The organism is Pseudomonas sp. P97.38 (assembly GCF_001269745.1).
GTDB lineage: Bacteria > Pseudomonadota > Gammaproteobacteria > Pseudomonadales > Pseudomonadaceae > Aquipseudomonas > Aquipseudomonas chlororaphis_E.
This window is the reverse complement of sequence record NZ_LHVJ01000007.1, coordinates 187562-210045: the sequence shown is the minus strand read 5'-3', so window position 1 is coordinate 210045 and position 22484 is coordinate 187562. Positions and strand designations below refer to the sequence as shown.

At 59.2% G+C, this 22484-nt stretch carries 20 protein-coding genes and 1 tRNA gene; 11 read left to right on the top strand and 10 right to left on the bottom strand.

What is annotated here, in order from left to right; translation table 11 throughout:
* The first annotated feature begins 295 nt into the window (after nucleotides 1-295).
* Nucleotides 296-1354, top strand: coding sequence for a hypothetical protein (locus AD664_RS01335; protein WP_256206982.1), 1059 nt, complete (start codon nucleotides 296-298; stop codon nucleotides 1352-1354).
* Between the two features lie 107 nt (nucleotides 1355-1461).
* On the opposite strand, the gene AD664_RS01330 is transcribed toward AD664_RS01335, so the two are convergent.
* Complete coding sequence (locus tag AD664_RS01330; RefSeq protein ID WP_053143896.1) at nucleotides 1462-2532, bottom strand: 3-deoxy-7-phosphoheptulonate synthase; 1071 nt, start codon at nucleotides 2530-2532, stop codon at nucleotides 1462-1464.
* 626 nt (nucleotides 2533-3158) lie between these two features.
* Between AD664_RS01330 and AD664_RS01325 the strand changes: the two genes are divergently transcribed.
* The 5 genes from AD664_RS01325 (at nucleotide 3159) to AD664_RS01305 (ending at nucleotide 6917) form a co-directional block, all read left to right on the top strand.
* The gene (locus AD664_RS01325) at nucleotides 3159-3593 is read left to right on the top strand and encodes an N-acetyltransferase (RefSeq protein ID WP_053143893.1); all 435 of its coding nucleotides are present in this window, start codon (nucleotides 3159-3161) and stop codon (nucleotides 3591-3593) included.
* A 125-nt stretch (nucleotides 3594-3718) separates the two neighbouring features.
* Nucleotides 3719-4360, top strand: coding sequence for a UvrY/SirA/GacA family response regulator transcription factor (uvrY, locus tag AD664_RS01320; RefSeq protein WP_003200277.1), 642 nt, complete (start codon nucleotides 3719-3721; stop codon nucleotides 4358-4360).
* Between the two features lie 2 nt (nucleotides 4361-4362).
* On the top strand, nucleotides 4363-6186 hold the full coding sequence (gene uvrC / locus AD664_RS01315; protein ID WP_053143891.1) for an excinuclease ABC subunit UvrC: 1824 nt from the start codon (nucleotides 4363-4365) through the stop codon (nucleotides 6184-6186).
* 32 nt (nucleotides 6187-6218) lie between these two features.
* Nucleotides 6219-6779 (top strand): CDP-diacylglycerol--glycerol-3-phosphate 3-phosphatidyltransferase, encoded by a 561-nt coding sequence (pgsA, locus tag AD664_RS01310; protein WP_042727903.1) that lies wholly within the window; start codon nucleotides 6219-6221, stop codon nucleotides 6777-6779.
* Between the two features lie 62 nt (nucleotides 6780-6841).
* Nucleotides 6842-6917, top strand: a tRNA-Gly gene (locus tag AD664_RS01305).
* Nucleotides 6918-7001: 84 nt separating this feature from the next.
* Here the strand turns inward: AD664_RS01305 and AD664_RS01300 are convergent.
* The 4 genes from AD664_RS01300 to AD664_RS01285 form a co-directional block, all read right to left on the bottom strand.
* On the bottom strand, nucleotides 7002-8141 hold the full coding sequence (locus tag AD664_RS01300; protein WP_053143890.1) for a class II histone deacetylase: 1140 nt from the start codon (nucleotides 8139-8141) through the stop codon (nucleotides 7002-7004).
* Between the two features lie 34 nt (nucleotides 8142-8175).
* Nucleotides 8176-9339 (bottom strand): MFS transporter, encoded by a 1164-nt coding sequence (locus tag AD664_RS01295; RefSeq protein WP_053143888.1) that lies wholly within the window; start codon nucleotides 9337-9339, stop codon nucleotides 8176-8178.
* Between the two features lie 22 nt (nucleotides 9340-9361).
* Nucleotides 9362-10243: a transporter gene (locus AD664_RS01290; RefSeq protein ID WP_157061526.1), complete on the bottom strand. Its 882-nt coding sequence runs from the start codon at nucleotides 10241-10243 to the stop codon at nucleotides 9362-9364.
* A gap of 132 nt (nucleotides 10244-10375) precedes the next feature.
* A complete protein-coding gene (locus tag AD664_RS01285) occupies nucleotides 10376-11353 on the bottom strand; it encodes a helix-turn-helix transcriptional regulator (RefSeq protein WP_053143886.1) in 978 nt (325 codons plus the stop codon).
* 372 nt (nucleotides 11354-11725) lie between these two features.
* On the opposite strand from AD664_RS01285, the gene AD664_RS01280 reads away from it, so the two are divergent.
* The 5 genes from AD664_RS01280 (at nucleotide 11726) to AD664_RS01260 (ending at nucleotide 16719) form a co-directional block, all read left to right on the top strand.
* On the top strand, nucleotides 11726-12697 hold the full coding sequence (locus AD664_RS01280) for an ornithine cyclodeaminase family protein (RefSeq protein ID WP_053143884.1): 972 nt from the start codon (nucleotides 11726-11728) through the stop codon (nucleotides 12695-12697).
* Between the two features lie 20 nt (nucleotides 12698-12717).
* Nucleotides 12718-13683, top strand: coding sequence for a threo-3-hydroxy-L-aspartate ammonia-lyase (locus AD664_RS01275; RefSeq protein WP_053143882.1), 966 nt, complete (start codon nucleotides 12718-12720; stop codon nucleotides 13681-13683).
* Between the two features lie 131 nt (nucleotides 13684-13814).
* On the top strand, nucleotides 13815-15086 hold the full coding sequence (locus AD664_RS01270) for a dicarboxylate/amino acid:cation symporter (protein WP_053143880.1): 1272 nt from the start codon (nucleotides 13815-13817) through the stop codon (nucleotides 15084-15086).
* Nucleotides 15087-15124: 38 nt separating this feature from the next.
* The gene (locus AD664_RS01265) at nucleotides 15125-16267 is read left to right on the top strand and encodes an asparaginase (protein ID WP_218187104.1); all 1143 of its coding nucleotides are present in this window, start codon (nucleotides 15125-15127) and stop codon (nucleotides 16265-16267) included.
* 62 nt (nucleotides 16268-16329) lie between these two features.
* Nucleotides 16330-16719 carry a RidA family protein gene (locus AD664_RS01260; RefSeq protein WP_053143878.1) on the top strand — a complete coding sequence of 130 codons (390 nt, stop codon included), beginning with the start codon at nucleotides 16330-16332 and terminating at the stop codon, nucleotides 16717-16719.
* A gap of 206 nt (nucleotides 16720-16925) precedes the next feature.
* On the opposite strand, the gene AD664_RS01255 is transcribed toward AD664_RS01260, so the two are convergent.
* The 5 genes from AD664_RS01255 to AD664_RS01235 form a co-directional block, all read right to left on the bottom strand.
* Nucleotides 16926-17555 (bottom strand): transcriptional regulator, encoded by a 630-nt coding sequence (locus AD664_RS01255; RefSeq protein WP_053143876.1) that lies wholly within the window; start codon nucleotides 17553-17555, stop codon nucleotides 16926-16928.
* A 310-nt stretch (nucleotides 17556-17865) separates the two neighbouring features.
* Nucleotides 17866-19197: an MFS transporter gene (locus AD664_RS01250; protein WP_053143874.1), complete on the bottom strand. Its 1332-nt coding sequence runs from the start codon at nucleotides 19195-19197 to the stop codon at nucleotides 17866-17868.
* 102 nt (nucleotides 19198-19299) lie between these two features.
* The gene (locus AD664_RS01245) at nucleotides 19300-20238 is read right to left on the bottom strand and encodes a hydroxymethylglutaryl-CoA lyase (RefSeq protein WP_053143872.1); all 939 of its coding nucleotides are present in this window, start codon (nucleotides 20236-20238) and stop codon (nucleotides 19300-19302) included.
* Entirely contained in the window at nucleotides 20235-21425 is a 1191-nt protein-coding gene (locus tag AD664_RS01240; protein WP_053143870.1) for a CaiB/BaiF CoA-transferase family protein, read from the bottom strand. Before AD664_RS01240 ends, AD664_RS01245 begins: the two co-directional genes overlap by 4 nt.
* A 110-nt stretch (nucleotides 21426-21535) precedes the next feature.
* Nucleotides 21536-22441, bottom strand: a complete 906-nt coding sequence (locus AD664_RS01235; protein WP_053143867.1) for a LysR family transcriptional regulator — start codon at nucleotides 22439-22441, stop codon at nucleotides 21536-21538.
* Nucleotides 22442-22484 lie beyond the last annotated feature (43 nt).

Below are 22484 nucleotides of genomic sequence, written 5' to 3'. Positions count from 1 at the left end.
ATTTGCGTCCTCACTCTAATCCAGGCGTTTGTTGGGTGGTGTAGGAAGAACCCGCAGTAAGTTAAGGAAAGCGGATTAAAAAAAGCAGGAAGAGTCGAGCCCGGAGTCAGTGGAGCCGAAGGTGTCCGGATGCTTCCGATAGGCTGCGGTGTTTGCAGCTACAGCCTTGGGCGTAGGAGACGACGCGAGCCGTCGTTTTTGTCTGACTGAGGGTTGGCGCCGATCGGGTTCTAATGGCGGTATCGGGCTGCGTTATCCGGCAACGCTGCCGCTTTCCAAGGACTGGAGCAACTGCATGACCACCACCTACCGATCTCCCCAGCGAGCCCTGTCGGGCTCGTCCGCGAAACTTCCGGCGCCCTGTGTGACCGCGGCCAAGGGCGGGGTGATCAACCCGGCCTGGCGCAAGGTTGTCATCACCCTCAAGGCCTATCCACTGATGGCGTGCGGGGACGAGGTGCTGCTGTGCTGGCATGGCCTCAATGGCGACGCCGAGCCCTATCGGCATGAAGTGCGAGGGTTCGTGACCGAACGGCATGTTGGCCGCGGCCTCGTGTTCGTCGTGCGCGAGCCGCACATTGCCGAACTGGACGGCGGTTCGCTGGAAATCTTCTACCAGGTGACGGGGCGGCAGTTGCCGACCGCCTGGGTCTCGGAGCCGCTGCAACTGGAGATCGGCGACGCCTCGCCGCAGCTATTGGCGGCCGTCGCCAGCGATGCCGTGGGCGGCGCCCTGGACCCCGGCCGCGTGCCGGAAGGCACCCGCGTGAGCATTCGGCCCTATTCCCGAATGGCCGTCGGCGACCGGTTGATCCTGATCGCTAGCCGGGACGACCAGCCACTCTGGCGGGACGTGCTGGAGATCGAGGCCCACGCCGTTGGCCGAGAAGTCTCGTTCTGGCTGGACCCTTCGCAATTCGCGGCCCATGTCGGTCATGACCTGGCGTTGGCCTATGTGGTCAGGCGCGGCCATTCGGTGCGTCGCGCCGAGGTGTTGTCACTGCACATCGGTCCGTTGGTGCGCCCGGCGCTGGCGTTGCCGCGGATCCAGGCGTTGCAGGATGGGTGGTTGGACATCGACGATTACCCGGATGGCGTCACCGTCGCTATCTATGGTGCCGGGCTCGAAGCGGGTGAGCTGGTGTGGCTGCAATGCAATGGGCATAACGCGCATGTCGAAGAGCGGGAAATCACCGAAGCCACGGCAGGCCAACCGGTGACCTTCGTTGTTCCGGCGGCGTTCTGGCAGGACCAGCGGGGGCGATCGGTGCAGGTGTTCTATCAGATCGAACGGCTGGATGACGTCAGCCAGCGTTCGGGGGAGCTGACGGTCCAGGTTGGTGCCCCGGTATAGGCGCCGAGGATTGACCTGGCCGAGGAGTCTTGGGGCTTGTCGAAGACGCTTGTCGTGGCGAGGGAGCTTGCTCCCTCGCCACTGCTGTAGAAAGCGTTCGCGGGATTTCAGACGGCTGATTGCAGTTTGCGATGAGCCTCGCGCAGCAGTCGCTCGGTGGCGTCCCAGCCCAGGCAGCCATCGGTGACCGAGACGCCGTAGCGCATCGCCGGGCCTAGCGGTTGGCAGCCTTCGAACAGATGGCTCTCCAGCATCATGCCGATGAGCGCGCGGTTTCCGTGCAGCCGTTGTTCCAGCACATCGTTGAACACCTGCGGTTGGCGCAACGGGTCCTTGCCGCTGTTGGCATGGCTGCAATCGACCATGATCCGGGCGGGAATCTTCAACCGGGTCAGGTCGCCGTGTATCTGCGCGACGCTGTCGCGGTCGTAGTTGGGGCCGCGATGGCCGCCGCGCAGCACCAGGTGGGTGTCGGGGTTGCCCTGAGTCTGGATGATTGCCGGATGGCCCTGGCTGTCGACGCCGAAATGCCGATGGGCATGGGCTGCGGAGCGCATGGCATCGCAGGCGATCCCAACGCCGCCGTCCGTGCCGTTCTTGAAGCCGACCGGCATGCCCAGGCCGCTGGCCATCTCCCGGTGGATCTGCGACTCGGTGGTGCGTGCGCCGATGGCGACCCAACTGAGCAGGTCATCGAAGTAGCTGGCGGCCATGGGCTGCAACAGTTCGGTGGCGACCGGCAGGCCAAGTTGCAGCATTTCGCGCATCAGCTCCCGGGACAGGGTCAGGCCGGCGGCCATGTCGTCGCTGCCATCCAGGCCGGGATCGTAGGCCAGGCCTTTCCAACCCACGGTCGTGCGGGGCTTTTCCACGTAGGCGCGCATCACCAGCAGCATGCTGTCGCTTACCTCATGGGCCACGCGTGCCAGGTTGGCGGCGTATTCGAGGGCTGACTTCGGGTCGTGGAGGGAGCAGGGGCCGACGATGACCAGCAAGCGACTGTCATGGCCGTCGAGGATGGCGCGGATGGCGCGGCGGTGGGCGTCGACTTGTTGGCTCAGCGCATGGGTGAGCGGCAACTGCTGCTTGAGCTGCAACGAGCTGGGCAGACGCAGGGTCAGGGCTTCATTGGCAGGGTTGAGCGTGGACAGCGGCAAAGCGGAAACGGACGAATTCATGATCAGGCTTCCTGGGCGGGCAGCGGGTTCTTTTCCCGCGCCGGCCCTACTGGGGTGTTCGACAGTTGGCCGTACTGGCCTTGAGTGTTTGCATGCCACCGATAGGTGACCGATCGGAGGCGGCAGGCTGTCCCGAGCGGAGGTTGGTAAATCGCCAGGCGCAAAAGTCGTAACGGTAATAAGTGGCGTAGTTCATGGCTCAATCCTCAAGGTGTCTGGTGATGCGAATGTGTGGAGCTGAAAAAACAAAACCCCCGGTCGGGAGGCCGACCGGGGGTTTGGAAAACTCTGGAAGGCGACCCGTTTGAAGTGGGCGCCGGTGGGGTATCAGGCGCGCCAGTGGCTAAACCAATACCCAAAATAAAAGCTGGCCGGAGCCTGGACGCCATTCGCCCATGCAGCCGCAACCGAGCGCGATGCGCGGGTGGCCTGAAGGGGTGAAGGGGCGTTGAACATGGTCGATCTCCGTTGAATGGTCCCGAGCTTACTAGAGGGCGGTGCGCCGGTTCAATCAGAAAATGCTATGGGCGCGATGCAATTGTCCCTCCTGGCTTGAGTCCGGTGGGGTTTATGACAAACTTCGGATTTGACGGGCTTGCCGGTGACAGGGTTTTGACGAGGTGCTCATGAGTTTCCAATGGCGCGCGGCGACAGCCGGGGACATCGGCTTTGCCCGGCGGCTGACCTGCATCAACATGCTTGGCTATTACCTGAAACATGATCTGCTCTGGCAGGACGACGCCTTCGACCTGGCCTGGATTATCCGCCAGAACTGGATCATCCAGCTCGACGGCCAGGACGTGGGGTTTGTCAGCCTCAGCCGGGATGCGCGGGCCTTGTATATTCGTGAGTTACAGATTGGCGAGGCCTTTCGCGGCCAGGGCGCCGGGGCCTGGGCGATCAAGCAGGCCTGGGACCTGGTGGGCCAGGAGCGACGTCCGGCACTGCGCCTGACGGTGTTCAAGGACAATCCGGCCAGGGCGCTGTACGAGCGCATGGGGCTGCGGGTCGTCGGCGAAGATGAGTGTTTCCTGAGGATGGAGCGAGAAGTCGGCGCTTGACGCTTCGGCTCGTCTGTCTATAAGACTTGTTGTAATTTTTATATGCCCCTTTGCGCTAGGTCTGCCGGATGCTTTTTGCTAAGGTGTGGATCAACCCAAATAAGACCAAATCGTGAGGTGTCTGCTTGATTAGGGTGTTAGTGGTCGATGACCATGATCTCGTCCGTACGGGCATTACACGAATGCTGGCTGATATCGACGGTCTGCAGGTGGTTGGCCAGGCTGAATCCGGGGAAGAGTCCCTGATCAAGGCGCGTGAACTCAAGCCTGACGTGGTGCTGATGGACGTCAAGATGCCCGGCATCGGCGGTCTTGAGGCCACGCGCAAGCTGTTGCGCAGCCACCCGGACATCAAGGTGGTCGCGGTGACCGTCTGCGAGGAAGACCCGTTCCCCACCCGTTTGTTGCAGGCGGGCGCGGCGGGGTACCTCACCAAGGGCGCCGGGTTGAACGAGATGGTCCAGGCCATTCGTCTGGTTTTTGCCGGACAACGCTACATCAGCCCGCAGATCGCCCAGCAGTTGGCGATCAAGTCATTCCAGCCGACCAACGATTCGCCCTTCGATGCGCTGTCCGAGCGGGAAATCCAGATAGCCCTGATGATTGTCGGTTGCCAGAAGGTGCAGATCATCTCCGACAAACTGTGCCTGTCGCCCAAGACCGTCAACACCTACCGTTACCGGATCTTCGAGAAGCTTTCGATCAGCAGTGATGTCGAGTTGACGCTGCTGGCGGTACGCCACGGCATGGTCGATGCCAGCGCCTGACAATGACCGAACTGTTTGATCCAAGTGCTTTCCTGTCCACCTGCAGCGGCCGCCCAGGCGTGTATCGCATGTTCGACAGCGAGGCCCGCCTGCTCTACGTCGGCAAGGCCAAGAACCTCAAGAAACGCCTGGCGAGTTACTTTCGCAAAACCGGCCTGGCGCCGAAGACCGCCGCCCTGGTGGGGCGTATCGCGCAAGTCGAAACCACCATCACCGCCAATGAAACCGAAGCGCTGCTGCTTGAACAGACGCTGATCAAGGAATGGCGGCCGCCGTATAACATCCTGCTGCGCGACGATAAATCCTACCCGTACGTGTTCCTGTCCGACGGGGCGTTTCCGCGCCTGAGCATTCATCGTGGGGCGAAGAAGGCCAAAGGCCGCTACTTCGGGCCTTACCCCAGCGCCGGGGCGATTCGTGAAAGCCTGAGTCTTTTGCAGAAGACGTTTTTCGTTCGCCAGTGTGAAGACAGCTACTACAAGAACCGCACCCGACCGTGCCTGCAGTACCAGATCAAGCGCTGCAAAGCGCCCTGCGTCGGGCTTGTCGAGCCCCAGGTCTATGCCGACGACGTGCGTCACTCGGTGATGTTCCTGGAGGGGCGCAGCAACGCGTTGACCGATGAGCTTTCGGCGGCGATGGAAGAGGCGGCGATCAACCTCGAGTTCGAGCGGGCCGCCGAGCTGCGCGACCAGATCGGACTGCTGCGCCGGGTACAGGACCAGCAAAGCATGGAAGGCGGCAGTGGCGACGTCGACGTGATCGCCGCGTTCACCAACCCGGGTGGCGCGTGCGTTCACTTGATCAGTGTGCGCGGTGGCCGGGTGCTGGGCAGCAAGAATTTTTTCCCCCAGGTGGGTATCGAGGAAGATGTGGCTGAGGTCATGGCGGCCTTTCTGGGGCAGTACTACGTCAGCAGCCCGGAACGCGACTTGCCTGCCGAATTGATCGTCAACGTGGTCCATGAAGACTTCGCGGCCTTGACCGAAGCCATCCAGACCCTGCGCGGTCGGGAACTGACTATCAGCCACCGCGTTCGCGGCACGCGCGCGCGCTGGCAGCAACTGGCCGTGACCAACGCCGAACAGGCCCTGGGCGCGCGCCTGGCTAACCGCCAGCACGTTGCCGCGCGCTTCGATGCCCTGGCCGAGGTCCTCAACCTGGAAGAGCCGCCGCAGCGGCTGGAGTGCTATGACATCAGCCATTCCAGTGGCGAAGCGACCGTGGCGTCCTGCGTGGTGTTCGGCCCGGAAGGCCCGATCAAATCCGATTACCGTCGCTACAACATCGAAGGCGTAACGCCGGGCGATGACTATGCGGCGATGCATCAGGCATTGATGCGGCGCTTCGGCAAGTTGAAGGACGGGGAGGGCAAGCTGCCGGACATCCTGTTGGTGGACGGCGGCAAGGGCCAGTTATCCATGGCCCGCGACGTGCTCAATGAACTGATGGTTCCCGACCTGATCCTGCTGGGTGTTGCCAAGGGCGCGACGCGCAAGGCCGGTTTCGAGACCTTGTACCTGAACGATGCGGCCCATGAATTCACCTTGAAAGGCGATTCACCGGCCCTGCACCTGATCCAGCAGATCCGTGACGAAGCCCACCGTTTCGCCATTACCGGTCACCGCGCCCGCCGTGGCAAGACCCGCCGTACCTCGACGCTGGAAGGCGTGGCGGGGGTCGGCCCGACACGGCGTCGCGACCTGTTGAAACATTTTGGTGGATTGCAGGAGCTGTCTCGTGCAAGCATCGATGAGATAGCCAAAGCACCCGGTATCAGTAAAAAGCTCGCTGAGTCGATTTATGCAAACCTGCACAGCGAGTAGAATGCCCGTCAACCTCGCAGCCAGTTGTGCCGATGAATATCCCAAATCTGATTACCGTTCTCCGTGTCCTGCTGATCCCGATCTTCATATTGCTGTTCTATCTGCCGTATCACTGGAGCTACGCGGCCTCGGCCTCGGTCTTCGCCTTTGCCGCCGCAACGGACTGGCTTGACGGCTACCTGGCGCGACGCCTGGAGCAGAGCACGCCTTTCGGTGCTTTCCTCGATCCTGTGGCCGACAAGCTGATGGTCGCCGTGGCCCTGGTGCTGCTGGTGCAGGAACACGGCAACCTCTGGCTGACCTTGCCGGCGGCGGTGATCATCGGTCGCGAAATCGTCGTCTCGGCACTGCGCGAATGGATGGCCGAACTGGGCGCCCGCGCCCAAGTGGCCGTGTCGAACCTGGGCAAATGGAAAACCGCCGCGCAGATGCTGGCGCTGGTGATCCTGCTGGCCAACCCGTCGGACTTCAGTTTCTGGGTGCTGTTGGGCTACGCGCTGTTGCTGGTTTCGGCGGGGCTCACACTGTGGTCGATGGTCCAATACCTGCGCGCCGCCTGGCCGCATCTGCGGACCGACGTAGACCCCAAATAAACTTTTTTGAATCAAAGGGTTGACGGCGTAATCTGAATCTATAGAATGCGCCACACCAAGACGCGGGAATAGCTCAGTTGGTAGAGCACGACCTTGCCAAGGTCGGGGTCGCGAGTTCGAGTCTCGTTTCCCGCTCCAAGATTCAGAAAAAGCCACTCATTTGAGTGGCTTTTTTTTTGCCTGAATTTTACGTGCTGAGACGTCAGGCTTTAGCGTTTGCGGTCAATCGTTGGGCAGATGCAACTGCGCCTCCATGGCGCAAGCTTCGGCTAACTCATCGATCAAGCGCAACTGAAACGCCGTCACTGCCGCTTTCGGTTGCTGCAATTGCACAAACTCCAGCATCGGGTCGCTGACCTGTGTCCTGACACCCACCAGTTCCTCAAGGGTCGCCAACCCGCAAAACGGTACATAGGCTTCGGAATAGCCGCCTTCGTGCACCAGCACCAGACGTCCCTGGCACAGGCGTTCGGCAGCTTGGCGTACGAGACGGGTCATGTGTCGGAACGAGTCACTGTGCAACAGCATTCGCGCCAGTGGGTCGACAGCGTTGGCGTCGTAGCCGCAAGCGACGATGATCAATTGCGGTTCGAAGCGCTCCAGCGCTGGAATCACAATGCGCTCCATCGCGTGCATGTACGCCTCATGGCCGCTGCCGGGAGGCAGCGGGATATTGATATTCGCGCCCAGCCCCGCACCGCGCCCGCGATCAGCTTCACCGCTGTAGCCAGCAGGGAAGCAGCCGTCCTGATGCAGGGAAATCGTCAGCACGTCGCTGCGTTCTTCGAAGATCGATTGTGTGCCGTTGCCATGGTGCACGTCCCAATCGATCACTACGACGTTGCCCAGGCCACGCCGTGCTTTTGCGGCTTCGATGGCGATGGCGATGTTGGCCAGGAAGCAGAAGCCCATGGCACTGTCGGCGAGGCAGTGGTGGCCGGGTGGGCGCGACAGCGAATAGGCGTTGTCGACTTCGCCGGACAGCACCGCATCCACTGCTGCCATGGCTAGCCCTGCGGAGAGCCTGGCGATTTCATAACTGCCAGGCCCGATGGGCGCGTGCGGCCCAAGCTCGCCGCCCCCGGCATCGCTCATCGCCTTGAAGCGTTGCAGATAGTTGGGCGTGTGCACCCGCAGCAGGTCTTCATCGGTGGCCGCGTTGGCACTGCGCACCTGTAAGTGGCGGGTCAGGCCGGAAACGTCCAATAGGCTCTTCAAGCGACGTTTGGTTTCCGGTGACTCGGCGTGGCCGGCAGCAGCAGGTGGCTGCACCCATCCACCCACCGGCAAGGTCAAGGCGTGCGCCCCGGCGCTGTGCCAGAGGCTGAGTTCGTCGAAGAAAAATGCACTTTTTCGGCTCATCGTTTTTCCATTTTCGTTGGGGTAGAAGGGCCTGTCAGGCATTTGGGCGGCTGCTCAGCATCAACACCAGCGACAGCCCGGTGATGCAAGCTCCTGCGATCAGCAGCGATTGGAAACTGCCGCTGGCTTCGATCATCCGGCCCGCCACGGTCGGGCCGATGGCCAGGCCGCCACCGATCACCAGGTTGGAAGCGTTCATCAGTTTTCCGGAGCGGTCGAGGTCGGCCAGGCAGGCCAGGATCAGTGGCAGAATGAAGGTCCAGGTGAACTTGAAGAGCAGCGCTGCCACGGCGAAACGCAGAATGTCGGGTTGCCCAAGCAGCAACAGCACGGCGCCAGCCATCAGCGCGTACCCCAGCACGAGCAGCGGCAGGCGTGGCAGACGATCGCCGATCAGTGAGGCACAACCGGCCCCGACGATGCCCATCACCGTGGCGAGTGCCAGGATCTCACCGCTGGCCTCGGCAGAGACGCCGGCGCGGCTGCTGATGGAGCCGATAAAGGTCCAGACACCGCTCAGGCTGACGTAGAAACTCAGGATGCCCAAAACGCCCAGTGTGGCTTTCCACCTGGAGTCGAGGGCGATGCGCTCGGCGGTTTTTTCTGGCACCGGGCTGCCCCGGGGAAAGTGCCGCGCCAGGGGCAGAAAGAGGGTCATCAAGGCGGCGAGGATCATGTAGCAGGCTGACAACCCGTAGTGCTCGAACAGCCGGGGCAGGATACTCAAGCCGATCGCTCCGACCACCAGTTGTCCCAACACCCATAACCCGTAGACACGCCCGGGATTGGCCGTCGAGGCCGCACTGGACAGGCAGATGATCATCAACGAGCCACCGGCCAGGGCGCTGCAAAAGCGCAGTGCCAGGAGGATCGGGTAGTCGCGGGCCAGCATTGAGAGCAGGTTGGCGGCGATGAACAGCAGTCCGGCCAGCAACGCGGCGCGGCGCCAGTCGACACGCCTGAGCCACCACAGTGCGGGCAGAGTGGCCAGGCTCATGGCGCCGAGTTCGGTGGAGAACAGGTCACCGATCTGTGATGGGCTCAACTGCCATTGCGTCGCCAGTTGCGCGGCCACGGCCGGTGCGGTCATGAGAATGGTCGGGGTGATGGCTGCGAACAGCACGATGGCGGCCAGCAGTGCCAATGGAGATGAGGCGCGCGAGCGCTCATCGGTCAGCGGTTGCGTCTGGGTGTTCATGGGCAAGCTCCGATGAGGGGATTCAGAACACGTGAACCAGGCGCAGCAGCGCGTCGGTACCGTGATAGCCGTTGTCGGTGGCGACGTTCTGCGAGAGGCCGAACATCAACTGGTTCTGTTTATCCAGCCAGTGGCCGACCTCGAAGCCCACCTGGGTGTAGCGCTTGTGGGTGTCGTCGATGCGCTGGTCATTGATCCGCAATTCGCCACCGTCGGCGTGGATCAGTCGCAGCGCGCCGTAGGTGCTGGGCGTGAAGTCGTAGGACGCAAAGGCTTGCAGGCGATACAGCGGGTCCTGTTTCAGGTCGCTGCCGAAGTAGTCGTCGTTCTTGCCATAGAGTTGGGCTTCGAGGTTGGCTTCCAGCACCCATTTTTCACCGACGCCCTGGGTGTAGTTGTAAACGAAGGTGGTACCCCAGCGATTGGCGCCGGGCGACACATCAGGATTGTTGCCGTGGTATTCGCCGACAGGCAGGGTGATCAGGGTCAGTAGGCCGCTGTAAGTGCGCGAGGCGGGGTCGTTGATGAAAAATACGGTACCGCCGACCTGGGGATCACCGAAACCGCTCTCTGCGCTGTGCTGGCTGGCACCCGGCAGGCGGGCGTTGATGTCGGCAAACGGCACGATGAACTGTGGGGTGCAGAGTGTGCCGCAGATATCGCTGAAGAACACTTGGCGGTACGCCACGGCGTTGACCTTAAGGTCGGCCTTGCCGGTGCTGTCGGCCGGGCCGTGGAAATCGCTGGCGCGGCTTGCCGGTAAGTACAGCACACCCAAGTTGGTGCCCGAGGGGGCGCCGAAAAAGTCCCGGGCGTTGAGGTCGGCCGCGCTGGCTTGCAGGCTCGACAGGCCGCCGAGCAGGGCCAGTGTGGTGGTGCGGGTGAAGGCGTGAATCATGGGCATGGCATCTCTCTTTAAAGTTGTTGTGTGGCGAATGGCTCGCCCGTGGATGGCAGAGGGAGGCAAAAAAGCGCAAAGGTGTCCCGTGGCCGTCAAAACGACAGCCAAAAAGTCAGCGCGGGTCAGTGGTGCAAATCAGTCAGGCGGGGCGTGCAACAGGTGGGCGATTCGGGCTTTGTCCTTGACCCCGAGTTTGCTGTAGATGGCGCGGATGTGATGGCGCACGGTGTTGGGCGACATGCCCAGGTCGCGAGCGACTTCCTTGTAGGTCTTGCCTTCGCCGAAACCCTGGGCCACCGCATTCTCTCGAGGGCTCAGTTGCATCAGCACCGTGCGGCTGCGCGCGGCAAGCAGCAGCAGGTCACCGACGGTTGAGGCCTCGACCTGCAGGTGCTTGCCGTCATAGCCTCCGGCGTCCATCGTTACCGGCAGGCAAGGGCCGGTCCAGTCCGGCCATTCGCTCAGCAGCAAGTCGACCAAGCCACGTTCCGCACAGTGCAGGGTGCCGCGTTGGTCGCACACGGCAAGCGCGAGATTGCGTGGGTGGGTGAGGGCTTCGCGCGTGGCTACCAAGGTACGAATCTGGTTGGCCGAAACCGCCGTCACCAGATGCCGCATGATGTTGTTAAGCAGCAGGCAGTCCTGATCGGTAAAGCGTGCGGTATTGGGCGCACGGTAGAGTGCGAGGTGATCGCTGAGGTGCGTTTGCGGGTCGATGTACACGACGCACAATAACTCACCAATGACGTAGCGCGTGCCAAGCCAGTTGAGCCCAGGGCCGTTGACGGGGTCGCGCATGTCGACGATGACTGCTTGCCCCGGCTCATCGTGGACCCTGGCGATGGTCACGTCGATATGGCGAATCGATTGCCAATCGGCCAGGTAGCTGCGGGGCAGGTTGTAGAGGTAGGAGCTGTGTTCTTCCGGCAGGCCGTCAATCAGCGCAGCGCGGCCCCACCAGGCGCTGTCGAAGGGCAGCAGCTGGCTGATGCAGCTCAGCGCCGCTTCGTGGAAGTGTTCTATGTCTTTGTCCTGCGCCAGGCGTTGAAGCTCCAGTGTCATCGCGCTGAACGCCTCCAGGAGGCTGGCGTGACCATGATCATGACGGCTCATTCGTATGTACCTCTGTGCGACATTCTTATTGTTTTCGTCACGAAGTCATTAAGGGCCGGAACGTCGTTTGGACGTGGGCAGGGCCTGTGCACAAGTATCGACGGGTTGAAAGCCGATCACCATCCTACATATGCACGATAGCGCTCAAGGCATGGGTTTTTGTGGATGGCATTGGCACGATGAGGAGCGGCTGCGCTACATCAACCGAATCTCCGAGGGACCGCCTGCCATGGACGCCTTTTGCGCAGTGGCGTGGCGAAACAGGTCTGCCGATGTCTCCGGCTGTTCATGACAAATGGTAGCACCTGATATTTACAGAATGTCTAATTCTGGATATTGTGTCTGAAATAGCTGTCTGGCCAGGCGCGTAAAATGTCCAAGATCGAAATGCTAAAACTGCTGGATAGGGATAGTGTCAATGCCCTGGTTGTACCTGAGCAGATTCTCTTCGCCGTACGCGAAGCCTTCTACCTGCATAGCATGGGAGAGGGTCAAGTCTTCCCTGTGGTTCGCGAAGCGCTTGGCACGGGTGGCATCTTTGGAATCAAATCCGGCGGGATCGCCAATCAGGGCGTGCTCGGGTTCAAAGCGGCCGGTTTCTGGCCCACCAACCGCACCCTGCAAGGTGAGCCACATCAAGCGACTATCCTGCTGATCGATCCTGCGACTGGCCGGCCTCTGTGTGTCATTGATGGCAACGCCATTACGACACTCCGAACAGGTGCTGCCGGGGCGTTGGGTCTGGAGATGTTTGCTCGTCAAGACAGCTTGCAACTCTGCGTTTTCGCCACTGGCGTACAGGCAAGCATTCAAGTTGATTATGCGCTTCGCGTGATGTCCGGCATCAAGCATGTCACCTACCTGACGGCGGATGGCATGCCAAGTGCGCAATTTGAATCGCGGTTTTCCGAACGTGTCTCGGTGCGCCACAGCGTATCGGCAAACGATGCCGTATCACAGAGTGATGTAGTCATCACAGCAACGCCCGGTCGAAAAGTACTGTTTGACCTGGAAGCCGTTCAACCTGGTACGCATTTCAACTGCGTGGGGGCGGACACCAAGGGCAAAAGGGAAGCGCCGGATGGTCTTCTGTCCAAAGCTAAAATCTTTGTCGACGATATAGCCCAAGCTCGTCAGCTTGGCGAAACGCAATGGGTGCCGTCTTCGCCAGTAATGGAAATCGGTGACCTGTTGACAGGGAAAGTCGAATTCATCCGTGGTGCCAATGACATCACCCTCTTCGACATGACGGGATTGGCGCTGCAAGACCTGACAGTTGCCCAGCTCCTGTTCAAGCAAGCCAATATCGAAGGTATTGGCCACGATATTTCTTGGCCGTGGTAAATCTTTGAGGACATTTTGCTATGCAAATCACTCTGCCAACTTATCAAGACGTAGTCGACGCGGCTACGCGACTTGAGGGAGCAGCCAACGTCACGCCTGTTCTGACCTCTCGTACGATCGATGAGGAAGTCGGTGCGAAGGTATTTTTCAAATGTGAAAACTACCAACGTACCGGCTCTTTCAAATTTCGGGGGGCATACAACTCGCTCGCTAAGTTCAGCGAAGAGCAACGTCGAGGTGGCGTTGTAGCGTTCTCGTCGGGGAACCACGCACAAGGCATCGCTTTGGCGGCCAAATTGTTGAAGATCCCGGCCACCATTGTTATGCCAACCGATGCTCCTGCAGCCAAGGTCGCGGCTACCAAAGGCTATGGCGCCGAGGTTGTATTTTACGACCGTTATACCGAAGACCGCGAGGCTATCGGGCAAGCCTTGGCCGCCAAGCACGGCATGACGCTAATCCCGTCCTACGATCATCCAGATGTTCTGTCCGGCCAGGGTACCGCCGCCAAGGAACTGTTTGAAAGCGTCGGTCAACTGGATGTCTTGTTCGTAGGCCTCGGTGGCGGTGGCATGCTGTCGGGAACCACCTTGGCGACCCGTGCACTGGCACCTGAATGCACTCTTATCGGCGTTGAGCCTGAAGCCGGTAACGATGGACAACAATCTTTCAATTCAGGCGAGATTGTTCACATCGACACTCCGGACACCATCGCTGATGGTGCTCAAACCCAGCATCTGGGTAATTACACTTTTCCAATTATTTTGAACGGTGTGAATCGAATTGTAACGGTCACTGACGAAGAACTGATTTCTGCAATGAAGTTCTTTGTTCAGCGTATGAAGATTGTGGTCGAGCCCACTGGCTGCCTGGGCCTTGCTGCAGTAAGAAAGCTCAAGGAGGAGCTCCAAGGTAAACGGGTCGGCATCATTATTACAGGCGGTAATATTGATATCGACAAGCTTGGTAAATTTCTCCAGATCTAACGAAGTCTAACTTGGTTACTGAAAAGCAGGCGCTCTACGGCGCCTGACGGCAGCGTCTTGCCGAAATCCAATGAACATCCATTAGCCCAGACAATATGGCCCGAATTAGGCCGCTATAAAAAGAGGTGCACATGAAAAGCCGCCTTCTCGTTAAAGCGATAGTAATCGCGATGATTTTCGGCGTAGTCCTTGGAGGCACGCTCCACAGTCAGCTGGATGCTGCGGCTGCAAAAGAGATTTCCGGATACCTGAATCTGGTCACTGATGTATTTTTACGTCTGATCAAAATGGTTATTGCTCCCTTGGTACTTGCCACCTTGGTTACCGGCGTTGCCAGCATGTCAGGGAACGGTTCGATGGGACGCGTCGGTTTTAAAGCCATCACTTGGTTTCTGATCGCCTCTCTAGCCTCGCTGTCCATCGGTTTGCTACTCGCCAATATTTTCCAGCCAGGTGTCGGTCTGAATCTGACTGTGAGCGGTGAAGCCGTGAACACGGGCTTGAACACTTCCGGCTTTAGTCTGCCGATCTTTCTCACCCATGTATTCCCTCGAAGCATTATCGAGGCAATGGGCACGAACGAAGTGCTGCAGATCGTTGTGTTCTCACTGTTCTTCGGTTCCGCACTGGCGTTCGTCAAGGGCAAAAGCAGATCCATCATCGTGGACATGCTCGAAGAACTGGCCAATGTCATGTTCAGGGTCACCGACTACGTGATGTATGTGGCTCCACTGGCTGTATTTGCAGCCATCGCCGCTACTATCACCGTGCATGGTCTGGAAATGGTCGTGACCTTTGGCAAGATGGTGGGGCAGTATTTCCTGGGCCTGGCACTGCTTTGGTCATTGATCACGCTTGCCGGCTACCTGGCTCTCGGCCCTCGCATCAAAGACCTTTTCAAGCATATGCGTGAGCCAATTCTGATCGCCTTCTCCACGGCGAGCAGCGAAGCCGCGTATCCGAAAACCATTGCCGCGATGGACAAGTTTGGCGCCAACAAGCGCGTAAGCAGCTTCGTCCTGCCGTTAGGTTACTCATTCAACCTGGACGGCTCGATGATGTACCAAGCCTTCATCGTGATGTTCATCGCCCAGGCGTACAACATCGAAATGACATTCTCCCACCAGATCATGGTGCTGTTGACCTTGCTGGTTATCAGCAAAGGTACTGCAGGTGTTGCGCGAGGTTCTCTGGTCGTTCTGGCCGCGGGACTGCCGATGATAGGTCTTCCGGAAGCGGGCCTACTTCTCATCCTCGCAGTTGACCCCATCCTGGACATGGGACGCACGGCCACCAACGTTTTCGGATGCGGTGTCGCAACAGCTGTCATAGGACGACACGGTAATGCGATTGAAGAAATTGAAACAGCAATCGATGCTGAAAAACGTCCTCAAGTCGTTTAATAAGAACATAAACCTAACAACAATAAGAGACGCGGAAAATGACTATCCAATCCATGAAATTCAATAGCAGCCATACCTTCAGTCGCAATTTTTTTGCGGGGTTTATGCTCTCGATTCTGGCAGGCTTAACCGTTGGTGTTCCGTCTGCGCTCGCCCAGGAAAAAACCATGAGTTCGAATCATCAACAAGTGCCATTGCCACGCGTCCTGTTACTTGCAACGGGGGGAACTATCGCAGGCTCCGCCGATAATCGCGGCACCGGAGCCTACAACGCCGGGGCTATTGGCCCTCAACAGTTGGTGACCGCCGTTTCGGGACTTGGAGATTTGGCCTCAATCTCTGCCGAACAGATCGCCTCAATCGGCTCGCAGGACATGAACGATGAAGTCTGGTTCAAGCTTGCTAACCGCATTCAGCAGGCCTTCGACAAGAACGAAGCGGACGCCGTGGTGATTACCCATGGGACGGACACTATGGAGGAGACAGCCTTCTTCCTGGATCTAGTGCTGAAAACTGACAAGCCCGTCGTTCTGGTCGGCTCGATGCGGCCTGCCACGGGTTTGAGTGCTGATGGCCCTGCCAATATCTATGAAGCGGTTCAGGTGGCAACGGACGCACAATCGAGAGGCCGCGGCGTCCTGGTTGTAATGAACGACCAGATTGATGGAGCGCGCGGGGTCACCAAAACCAACAGCACCAGCGTTCAAACGATGCAGTCTCCCAACCTGGGCTCTCTGGGCTACGTGGACATGGGGCAGGTGCGCTATGTCCAGCCGCTTGATATGCGTCGTACCCTGCCGCTGGCTCTGCCTCAAGGCCCGGCATTGCCACGTGTCGACATCATCTACAGCCACGCGAACATGGATGCCAAGCAAATTGAGCATGCTATTGAAGATAACGCCAAGGGCATCATCTTGGCAGGCAAGGGCGATGGCAACACTTCGAAGCAGGCCCTCGCAGCCCTCGAAAAAGCAGCCGCACAGGGAATTGTGGTTGTCCGCTCGACTCGCGTGAGCAAAGGCTATGTCAACCGCAACATCGAAGTGGATGACACCAAAAGCGGCTTTGTGGCTTCCATGGATCTAAACCCACAGAAGTCGCGGATTCTCGCCCAACTGCTGATTGCCAGCGACATCACCGAGCCTGGCAAGGTTCAGGCAGCTTTTACAAACGCTCATTGATACACCTAGAGCCGATGCTGTGGACTTGTCTGCAGTGTCGGCTCCCCCATACAAGGTTACCTATGAAAATTATTAGCACCGATGCGGCTTCGCAACCGGCTGGTCATTACTCGCAAGCGGTTGTTCACCAATGCTCGCTCTACATCTCCGGGCAACTTCCTGTTAGTCCGGACGGCACTCACAACATCGACGCGCCGTTCACCGAACAGGCCCAAATTGCACTCAATAACCTACTGGCCATTCTGCATGCCGCGGGCTGCGAAGCCTCAGACTTGGTCAAAGTCACTGTATACGTAGCAGGCGTAAAACACTGGCCGGCCTTCGATCGGGTCTACTCCGAAATGTTGGGCGGTCATCGCCCAGCTCGCGCTGTCGTACCGGTTCCGGAGTTGCATCATGGGTACTTGGTAGAAATCGAGGCTGTCGCACGTGCTGTGACCAACGCAGCTTGAAGCGCTGAAGGTGGGCGATTCTGATGGCGTAGTTGCCATCGCTCCGGATCAGCTTCCCAGAGTTTATGAAAGCTGCCGTCAGTTGCTGGATCGAGAAGCGTCTGTCCTCAACGGGATTGAAGAAGATAGGCTCGACCCTGACCGGTTTGATTTGATGCTCAGAGCTAAAAGCTGTCCCGTATAGCCGAGATGATATGAGGTGGTGGTCACCTCGTATCGCTGTACACCGTTGCGCGGGATACGCCGAGGTGTGAGGCGACCGTCTCCATGGCCTTTCTGATATCCAGGAGGCCACACTCCTTCAACTCCTGAAGCAGTACTCTCCGATCGCGGGCTTTCAGGGCACGGGGAGAGGTGGATAGCCGTGTAGCAAACTGATCAATGCGCGCTCGAATGGTTTCTGCACCGCTCGATTCGAGCGACTCATGGGGACGATCGCCACTGAAAGATCCGAACTGATCCAGCATGCCCTGCAACCCCTTGAACAGGGTGAGATCAATGTTCATGCAGAGCGCGGCCACATACCGTCCGGTGGAATCCTTGATTCCAATCGAGGTGCTTTTGGCCTGGCGACCATCTTTAAATTGATTGGGATAGTTGGCAATGATCTGGGGATAAGCTGGGTCAGCAATCCGGGCAAGTCCAAGCTCCGTAGCGGGATGTCCGGTCTCACGGCCAGAAAGATTATTATGAATGGCCAATATTGCGTGTTCGGGATCCCGCAGGTCGTGCAATACGACTTCGCAAAATGGGCTGAAGGTCTGGCTCAAGCCTTCCGCAATTTGCTCCAGTTGACTGATCAGCGCCTGTTGTTCAGGTGTGGTTTTTTTCTTCATAACGAAGATATCCAGCGAAAGTAAAAAGGGTTCAGTGAGGGCACAATAACACCTATGGGGCGGCTTTTTTCAGTGCTTTTCGTTCTGAAGGATCGCACGAGAACGGAGCAAGAACCTGTGGTTTACGAGGTCTGCTTTTTGTCTGGCGAACGAGCTCGACTATAGGCTGTTTATGCGCCCAAGGACTGCTGAGAGGTTGAGGAGAAAGGGAAGAGTATTGGTTGCTTTCAGGGAAAGCTTGTCCAGCGGAGCCCATTCAGAAACAGCTCAGGGTCGCGCACAACATGGGCGACCCTGGCAAACCAGTATTTCACTGCCGAGTCTGATCCCTGGTTCTCAGGCGTTCCGGTAAGGCCCAATACAGCAGGGCTGCTGCCAGTAGACTGGTGAAGCCAATCACGTAGAGTGCCGGGGTGGTGCTACCGGTTAGATCCTTGAGGTGCCCCACCATGACTGGGCTGACAATGCCACCGAACTGGCCCATGGTATTGATCAGGGCGATCCCACCTGCCGCGCCGGCCCCGGCCCCTGCCAACAATTTGGGCGGCAACGCCCAGAAGGCCGGGATCGAAGCGATAATGCCTGCGCCCAGCAGCGCCAGGGCACCGATTAAAAAGATCGTGTGTTGTGCGAAGATGCCGGCGCTGAAGAAGCCAACCGCACCCAGCACGACCAAGCCGCACACGAACTTGCGTCGCTCCCCACTGGCATCGGAAAGTCGACCGATGACCACCATGCTGATCGCACCGCAGATGTAGGGCACAGCGGTCAACAAACCGATGATGACAGGACTTTGGGTGCCGGCACTGCGAATCAGTTGAGGCGCCCAGAAGTTCAGTCCATAGGACGCCACCTGGATCAAAAAGTAGATCATGCCGAGCATGAGGAAGCCGGGAAGCTTGATCGCCGCCAACAGCGAACCATGCTTGTTGGCCTCATGGCTGGAAATATGCCGGGCCAGCAACGCCTTTTCTTCAGTCGTCAGCCACGCCGCATCCTGCACACGGTCCTTGAGCGTGCGCAGCACGATCAAGCCCAATAGAACACAGGGAACGCCTCCCAGCAGGAACAGCCAATGCCAGCCACGTAAGGCGAGGACACCATCCATATGTCCGAGCACCAGACCGGACACCGGAGCACCGATCAGGCCCGCGAAGGCAGAGGCCAGGAAGAGCGTGGAGGTGATGCGCCCACGGTAGCTCTGGGGGAACCACAGGGTAAGGTAGTAAAGCACGCCAGGCGCGAATCCTGCTTCCATGGCGCCAATCACGAATCGCAAGACATAGAACTGCCATTCGGACGTAACGAAGACCATCAAGGCGGTGGCAACGCCCCAGGACATCATGATCCGTGCGATCCAGCGTCGTGCACCGACCTTGTAGAGCATCATGTTGCTCGGCACTTCGAACAGCACATAACCCACCACAAACAGCCCGGCACCCAAGCCGTAAGCCGTGTCGCTCAAGGACAGGTCGGCCTGTAGTTGAAACTTGGCGAAGCTGATGTTGATACGATCAAAAAAAGCGAACAGGTAGCAGATCATGATCAGGGGCATGATCCGCCAGGCGACTTTGCGCACGACCGATTTTTCAGCATTGACATCGTCGCCGAGGCTGCCGGCAGAGGTTGCGGATACACTCATTTCAATCTCCAGATAGGCTTCCGTTTTGGAGCCCGATTGTTTTTGTAGTCTGGACAACGACCAGGCGTTTCGCGCAAGCCCATCGCTTGCGCTGGCGAATCGTCAGAGGGTCAATCCGGTAGGCGGCGGATGGAGATCGCAGTTGCGGCCGGCCTTTACCAATTGGCCAGGCAACTCATGCCCGAGCAGCGCGGCAAGCCTGCGCGACTGGTCCAGCAAGAGGGGCAAATCGATGCCCGTCTCGATACCCATCTCATGACACAGGTTGACTAGGTCTTCGGTGCAAATGTTGCCGGACGCTCCGGGGGCAAAGGGACAGCCGCCCAGACCACCCAACGAGGCATCGAAACGGCGGGCACCGGCCTCATAAGCCGCCAGGACATTGCAAAGCCCCAGCCCGCGAGTGTTGTGAAAGTGCAGGGTCAGCGCAGATGGAGCCACCCGAGTGAGCACGCGCCGGACAATCCGATGGACTTGACGCGGATTGGCCATGCCCGTGGTGTCCGCGAGGGTGATGCCGGTAACGCCAAGGTCCATGTATGTCTCGACGATGGCCAAGACCCGGTCTTCGTCGATGCCCCCCTCGAACGGGCAGCCAAAGGCCGTGGCGACGGTCGCGTTAAGCAGGAGGGACGTTCCTTGGGCCGATTGCACAATGTCGACGAAGGCGGCAAGCGACTGCTCACAGCTCATGCGCATGTTGGCGCGGTTATGTGTCTGACTGGCGGACATCACCATGTTGATCTCATCAGCTCCCGCCTGGACTGCTCGCTGGGCACCCTTGAGATTCGGCACCAGAGCGGTATAGATGACTCCCGGCTGTCGCTGGATGCCGGAGAAGACCGCTTCGCCGTCTCGCAGGGCGGGAATGGCCTTGGGCGACACGAACGAGCCTGCTTCGATACGCGAGAAGCCGGCCAGCGATAACGCGTCAATCAGGGCAATCTTGTTCGCCGTTTCGACCCACACCGGCTCGATCTGAAGGCCATCGCGAGGGGACACTTCCTGCACGACAAGACGCTGTGAATAGTCAGTGATCACTGCACGACTCCTTCAGCCTTGAAGCGCTGGATCTGCGAATCGCTGAAGCCCAGTTCGCCGAGTACGCCCTCGGTGTGCTGTCCGAGCGCAGGACCTTGCCAGTTCACCTGGCCAGGCGTTTGTGAGAGCTTCGGCACAATGCCGGGCATCATCACTTCGGCACCGTCGGGCAAAGTGGCATCGAGAATCATGTCGCGGGCCCGGTAATGGGGGTCGGCAACGATGTCCGCCGCCGAGTAGATGCGGCCCGCAGGGACTTCAGCCTGTTCAAGAGTCCCCAGCACGTGCTCGATCGGGTGGCTCATGGTCCAAGCCGCGATCGCCGCATCAAGCATTTCACTCTGCAGCGCGCGGCCATCGTTCTGGGCCAGGTCGTCACGTGCGGCAAGGTCAGCCCGACCGATAGCCATCATCAAACGCTTGAAAATCGGGTCGCTGTTGCCGGCGATCACCACGTAGGCATTGTCGGCGGTTGGGTAGGTATTGGAGGGCGCGATGCCCGGCAAGGAACCGCCCGTACGCTCGCGAACGTGCCCCATCATGGCGTACTCCGGTACCAGGCTTTCCATGACGTTGAACACACTTTCGACCAGCGACACGTCGACCACCTGTCCGTCACCCTGGCCGGTCTTGACCCGAAGCACCGACATCAGCGCCCCGATCACCGCGTGCAACGAAGCGAGCGAATCGCCGAGGCTCACCCCGACCCGCGCCGGAGGGATGCCAGGGGTACCGGTGGTGTAGCGAATACCTCCCATTGCCTCGCCAATGGCACCGAAGCCCGGACGGTCGCGGTAGGGGCCCGTTTGGCCATAACCGGAAATGCGAACCAGCGTGAGCCTGGGGTTCAATGCATGCAGTACATCCCAGCCCAAGCCCAGCTTTTCCAGCGCCCCGGGACGAAGGTTTTCGATGAGTACATCGGCGCTTTCGACCAGTTGCTTGACGATGTCGATGCCCTCAGGGGCTTTCAGATTGAGCGCAAGGGACTTCTTGTTTCGCGATTGCAAGTACCACCACAGCGACGTGCCTTCGTGCATCTTTCGCCATTTGCGCAGGGGGTCACCATGACCCATCGACTCGATCTTGATCACCTCCGCACCAAACTCACCGAGTAGGCGTGCTGCAAACGGCGCGGCGATTAAGGTACCGATTTCAATGACGCGAAGGCCGTTAAGGGCGGTCATGGGGATGTAGCCTCGTGTTCTTGGAATTTGATCCAAGCCTAAGAGAGGCCAACCACTCGCTACCAACCGTAAATTTGGAACGAGTCTTCGTGAAATACGAAGACCGCCATTCAGAGCCCTTGAAGATGCCTGTGCAACAGCTTGCTGACCGGCGAAAGTGCGTCCTCGTTCCGGATCACCAGCAGCATGCTGCGAATGGCCCAGTCATCTTCCAGCGCCACCGCCTTCAGGCCCAGAGACCGGCCAATAAGCTCGAAAGCCTTTCGCGGCAGCACCCCGATGCCCAGGTCAGCCTGCACCATCCGGCACACTGCGTCGAACCCCGGCACTTGGATGCGAAGCCGCAGCGCTTTTGCGCAGCTGCGCGCGGCCGCGTGGGTGCGCAGATTGATGAAGCTGTCGGCGTGCAGGCCGACGTGATCGAAGTCGAGCGTCTCGGCAAAGGCGATCCGTTCTTTTACTGCCAAACGGTGTTCCGGGCGCATGACCACGACCAACTCATCCTGGCGGTACGGCACCGTGTGAAGCCCTTTGATTTCTGTGTCCGCGGAACAGATCCCGATATCGGCCACCCCATCCAGAATACCCTTCACCACCCCGGCACTGGGGCGCTCTTGCAGATTGATCTTCACTTGCCCGTGATCGGCAATGAACGCCTGCAAGTCCTCCGGCAGGAATTCGATGATGGCGGAGATATTGGCGAGCATACGGACATAGCCACGCACCCCGTGCAGGTGCTCGCCCACATCGATACTGATCTTCTCGACATCGGTCAGAATCCGCTTGGCGTAATAAAGCAGGGTTTCGCCTGCGGCCGTCAGTTCCATGCCCTTGGCGTTGCGCTCGAACAGCTCTATTCCAAGCGCTTGCTCCATGTCATTCATACGCTTGCTTGCCGCCGAAAGCGCGATCATCTCCAACTCCGCTGCCCGGGTCAGCGTACCCTCCTGATGCACGCTGACGAACAGCTGGAGGGTGATGAGGTCGAGCCGGCGGATGAGATGTTTCTGGAGCATCGGGGTAAGCTCAAGCTGTACAACAGTTTAGGAAGCCGAGGTT